The organism is Acinetobacter stercoris, from assembly GCF_900323515.1.
GTDB lineage: Bacteria > Pseudomonadota > Gammaproteobacteria > Pseudomonadales > Moraxellaceae > Acinetobacter > Acinetobacter stercoris.
Genome location: NZ_OOGT01000279.1, coordinates 1 through 3,879, shown reverse-complemented (window position 1 = coordinate 3,879; position 3,879 = coordinate 1). Strand labels below are relative to the sequence as shown.

Genomic DNA, 3,879 nt, shown 5'->3' with positions numbered 1-3,879 from the left:
ATCATTTTATGATTGTTTTTCAATCACTTTTAACATATCAAGAAATAATCGAAAAAACGTATTCCCTATATTCAATTTTAAAACTCTGGATAAGATCTCATTAAACTCAGTATTCCTGATTCTTAAAACTTTAGTTGTTATTTTTTTATACGCTGAGCATTGGAACAAAATCATTTTCCAAGTACAATACTCGGCAGTCGAGGGATGCTGCGACTTTTTCACAGGCACATAAATGTGAAATCGCTAGGCTCGACGATTCGGTCAAAAAAATTCGTGATTTTCACAGTTTTGATCAACAACGGCATCCGCGAACTGAATGATCAATTGTTTTTTAAAGGAGATCGTGATGAACGCGGTTAATGCTTCATTTACAGATTATAAAGTTGCTGATATTTCCCTAGCTGACTACGGTCGTAAAGAAATCAAACTTGCTGAAGCAGAAATGCCAGCACTTATCGGCTTACGTAAACGCTATGCTGCTCAAAAACCACTTGCTGGCGCAAAGATTTTGGGCTGTATCCATATGACCATTCAAACTGCTGTTCTCATTGAGACATTAGTTGAATTGGGTGCTGAAGTTCGCTGGACTTCTTGTAATATTTTCTCTACTCAAGACCATGCTGCTGCAGCAATTGCTGCAAGCGGTGTACCTGTTTTTGCATGGAAAGGCGAAACTGAAGAAGAATATAACTGGTGTCTTGAACAACAAATCAATGTGAATGGCAAACCTTGGGATGCCAACATGATTTTGGATGATGGCGGTGACTTGACTGCGCTTGTTCATGAAAAATATCCTGAACTTTTAAACCATATTCATGGGATCACTGAAGAAACTACAACAGGTGTTCAACGTCTTCACGAAATGTTCCGTGATGGTACATTGAAAGTTCCTGCAATTAACGTCAACGACTCAGTTACCAAATCTAAAAATGACAACAAATACGGTTGCCGTCACTCACTCAATGATGCAATCAAACGTGCAACAGACATGCTTCTTTCTGGTCGCCGTGCACTTGTGATTGGTTATGGTGATGTTGGTAAAGGTTCAGCACAGTCACTTCGTCAGGAAGGGATGATTGTCCGCGTAACTGAAGTTGATCCAATTTGTGCCATGCAAGCTTGTATGGATGGTTTTGAGGTTGTTTCTCCATACAAAAATGGCGTACAAACTGGTAAAAAAGAAGACATTAACCTAGATCTTCTTGCAAATACTGACTTAATCGTCACCACGACTGGTAACTACCATGTGTGTGATTCTGCAATGTTGGATACATTAAAAGCAGGTTCAGTCGTATGTAACATTGGTCACTTTGATACTGAAATCGATACGAACTATTTACGTGGTTACAAATGGGTAGAGGTTAAACCTCAAGTTCACCAAGTCTATCGTTCAGAAAATGAAAACGATTACTTAATCCTCCTTTCAGAAGGTCGTTTGGTTAACCTTGGTAATGCAACTGGACATCCATCACGTGTTATGGATGGTTCTTTTGCCAATCAGGTATTAGCTCAAATGCATTTATTTGCAGAAAAATTTGCTGATCTTCCTGCTGAGAAAAAACAGGCTGCAATTCGTGTCGAAGTTCTTCCTAAGAAACTGGATGAGGAAGTGGCTGCAGCAATGGTTGCTGGTTTTGGAGGTGTATTAACACAATTAACCCAAGAGCAAGCTGATTATCTTGGTGTTGCTGTTGAAGGTCCATTCAAATCTGAGACTTATAAATACTAAGTTTTTACCTCAACCTGGTTTATTGAGTATGTAAATTACGACAGTTATTGGAGTACTTGTTTTAATTAATCCCTCCTAACCTCCCTTTTAAAAGAGAGGTCAGGAGGAAATCCATTAAAACTATAATGAAAAATAAAATTCTCATATTTTGTGAAATTTATTTGATTTATTACATATCCAATGGCACCAGGATAAAAAACACCAGTATTTAAAATAAAAAGGATTTCAAAATGACCAAACGTGTTCCGATTTCTTTTGAGTTTTTCCCACCAAAAACTGACGTTGGTGCAGAAAAATTACGTATCGTTCATGCCGAATTACAAAAGTTAAATCCAGAATTTTTCTCGATTACTTATGGGGCTGGTGGCTCAACTCGTGAACGTACCTTAGCTGCGATTAGTGACTTTAATGGCAAAGGCACACCCGTTGCACCACACCTTTCTTGTATTGGTGATGATAAAGCCCGTATCGCGGAACTGTTAGATTTGTATAAAGCTCAAGGTATTGATCGTATCGTAGCTCTACGTGGTGACTTGCCATCGGGTCAGGTTGGCTTGGGTGAACTGCCATATGCCCAGGATCTTGTCCGTTTTATTCGTGAACATTCTGGTGAGCACTTTCAAATCGAAGTTGCGGCATATCCAGAAATGCACCCTCAATCTGATACATTTGATGCAGACATTAAACATTTCATTGAAAAAGTTCAGGCAGGTGCGAACGCTGCAATTACCCAATTTTTCTTTAATCCAGATGCCTATTTCTACTTTGTAGAACGCATTCAAAAGGCTGGTATTGATATTCCTGTAACACCAGGCATTATGCCAATTACCAATGCTAGCAATCTGATCCGTTTTGCTGATGGTACTGGTGCAGAAATTCCACGCTGGATTCGTAAGCAACTCGCTGCATATGGTGATGACGTTGAGAGTATCAAGGCTTTTGGTCATGAGGTAGTCATTAATCTTTGTGAACGCCTAATTACTGGGGGTGCTCCTAGCCTGCACTTATACAGCATGAATCAAGTAGAACCGAATCGTCAGCTTGTACTTGATCTTGGTTTGGCCTAATTATCCTATTTGTCACGAGTAATATTTTATGCCCCGTTTTTATATTGAAACTGAACTAAATGTGAATACGGATGTTGAGCTGACAGATACAGTTTTTCATCATTGGGTAAAAGTATTACGTGCACAGACTGGTGAAACTGCCACTTTGTTTAATGGACAAGGTGGCGAATACGAAGTTGAACTGATAGAAACTCAAAAAAAATCAGCTCGTGTTCATGTCCATAGTTTTAACCCTAATAATCGGACGCCTGCTTTTAAAGCCTTACTCGGTCAAGTCATGAGTAAAGGTGATCGTATGGATTACGCGATCCAAAAAGCTGTTGAACTCGGTGTTGATACAATACAATTACTCACATCTGAACGATGTGAAATGCGACTAAAATATGATCGTGACCAAAAGAAACTCGATCACTGGCAAGGTGTTGCTATTGCAGCATGTGAACAATGTGGCATGAATTTGGTTCCTAAAATTTTACCACCACTCCCCTTAACCGAATGGTTTAAACTTAACCTTCCAACAACAAAACTTGTACTTGCTCCCAACAAGGATAATTTAAATAATCTAAACAATATCACAGCAGATATTGCCCTTTTGATTGGTCCCGAGGGTGGACTTAGTGAAACTGAAATTGATCAGGCAAACCTCGCTGGTTTCACAAACTGGTGCATTGGTGAACGAATTCTTAGAACGGAAACAGCGCCTGTTGTAGCACTTTCCATCCTAAATCATATAGAGTTCAACCAATAGCTACAATAATGTGACATACTTCAAAAAATCCTTGATTTTGTGCTAAGAACTCTGTAGCTTAGTTTTATGCATATATATTGCATTCAATATGATTACTACAAATAAAATTACAGTAATTTATTTTTGAATTTTATTAACTTGCAGGCAAGAATATGTCAAAAATTCAGAAAGAAACTTTTGCATATGGGGAGCAATACACAGATGTAAATTGTATTGCGAACTTTTTAAGAATTTTTCTTATCTGGGCATTTTTGACTTCATTTTTCAGCATTTTTCTCTGTTATTCTTTTTTAGGCATTATTTCAGAATATCTTAATATTTGGTTTATTATATAC

The 3,879-nt window shown here is 38.1% G+C and carries 4 protein-coding genes; all 4 read left to right on the top strand.

Translation table 11 applies throughout. The features are described 5' to 3' along the window. Positions 1-346 precede the first annotated feature (346 nt). Positions 347-1,729 (top strand): adenosylhomocysteinase, encoded by a 1,383-nt coding sequence (gene ahcY / locus KPC_RS18405; protein WP_121975782.1) that lies wholly within the window; start codon positions 347-349, stop codon positions 1,727-1,729. A gap of 230 nt (positions 1,730-1,959) precedes the next feature. Then, positions 1,960-2,796: a methylenetetrahydrofolate reductase [NAD(P)H] gene (gene metF / locus KPC_RS18400; RefSeq protein ID WP_121975781.1), complete on the top strand. Its 837-nt coding sequence runs from the start codon at positions 1,960-1,962 to the stop codon at positions 2,794-2,796. Between the two features lie 28 nt (positions 2,797-2,824). Next, on the top strand, positions 2,825-3,544 hold the full coding sequence (locus KPC_RS18395) for a 16S rRNA (uracil(1498)-N(3))-methyltransferase (protein WP_121975780.1): 720 nt from the start codon (positions 2,825-2,827) through the stop codon (positions 3,542-3,544). Between the two features lie 152 nt (positions 3,545-3,696). Continuing rightward, positions 3,697-3,879, top strand: a 183-nt coding sequence (locus KPC_RS20630) for a hypothetical protein (RefSeq protein ID WP_213065911.1), incomplete at its 3' end; no start/stop codon positions are given.

Excerpts from the sequence above, each read along its gene's own strand:
- ahcY (WP_121975782.1), top strand. The coding sequence starts at position 347 with ATGAACGCGGTTAATGCTTCATTTACAGATTATAAAGTTGCTGATATT.
- metF (WP_121975781.1), top strand. The coding sequence starts at position 1,960 with ATGACCAAACGTGTTCCGATTTCTTTTGAGTTTTTCCCACCAAAAACT.
- KPC_RS18395 (WP_121975780.1), top strand. The coding sequence starts at position 2,825 with ATGCCCCGTTTTTATATTGAAACTGAACTAAATGTGAATACGGATGTT.